The sequence below is a fragment of the Ancylobacter sp. Lp-2 genome, from assembly GCF_020523795.1.
Classification (GTDB): Bacteria; Pseudomonadota; Alphaproteobacteria; order Rhizobiales; family Xanthobacteraceae; genus Ancylobacter.
Genome location: NZ_JAJALI010000030.1, coordinates 1 through 805, shown reverse-complemented (window position 1 = coordinate 805; position 805 = coordinate 1). Strand labels below are relative to the sequence as shown.

Genomic DNA, 805 nt, shown 5'->3' with positions numbered 1-805 from the left:
TCGAGCAGCTTGCGGAACATCTCGACGCCGGTCACCGTGGTCTTGATGGTCGGGCGAATGCCCACCACTTCGACTTCCTCGCCCACCTTGATGATGCCGCGCTCGACGCGGCCGGTCACCACCGTGCCGCGGCCCGAGATCGAGAACACGTCTTCGATCGGCATCAGGAACGGCTGGTCGACCGGACGCTCCGGCTGCGGGATGTAGGCGTCGACCGCCTCCATCAGCTTCAGAACCGCGTCCTTGCCCAGCTTCGGATCGCCGTTCTCCAGCGCCACCAGCGCCGAGCCGCGGATGATCGGAATGTCGTCGCCCGGGAAGTCGTACTTCGACAGCAGCTCGCGAACCTCGAGCTCGACGAGCTCCAGAAGCTCCTCGTCGTCGACCATGTCGCACTTGTTGAGGAACACCACCAGGGCGGGCACGCCCACCTGGCGGGCCAGCAGGATGTGCTCGCGGGTCTGCGGCATCGGGCCGTCGGCCGCCGACACCACCAGGATCGCGCCGTCCATCTGCGCCGCGCCGGTGATCATGTTCTTCACATAGTCGGCGTGGCCGGGGCAGTCGACGTGCGCGTAGTGGCGGTTCGACGTCTCGTACTCGACGTGAGCCGTCGAGATCGTGATGCCGCGCGCCTTCTCTTCCGGCGCCTTGTCGATCTGGTCGTACGCCGTGAACGTCGCGCCGCCCGACTCCGCAAGCACCTTCGTGATCGCTGCCGTCAGGGACGTCTTGCCATGGTCAACATGGCCGATCGTCCCAATGTTGCAGTGAGGCTTCGAACGGTTGAACTTCTCTTTGGCCA

1 protein-coding gene is annotated in these 805 nt (G+C 65.3%); it reads right to left on the bottom strand.

The window, feature by feature from the left end:
- Window positions 1-805, bottom strand: an 805-nt coding sequence (locus tag LGR54_RS25645) for an elongation factor Tu (protein WP_230364787.1), incomplete at both ends; no start/stop codon positions are given.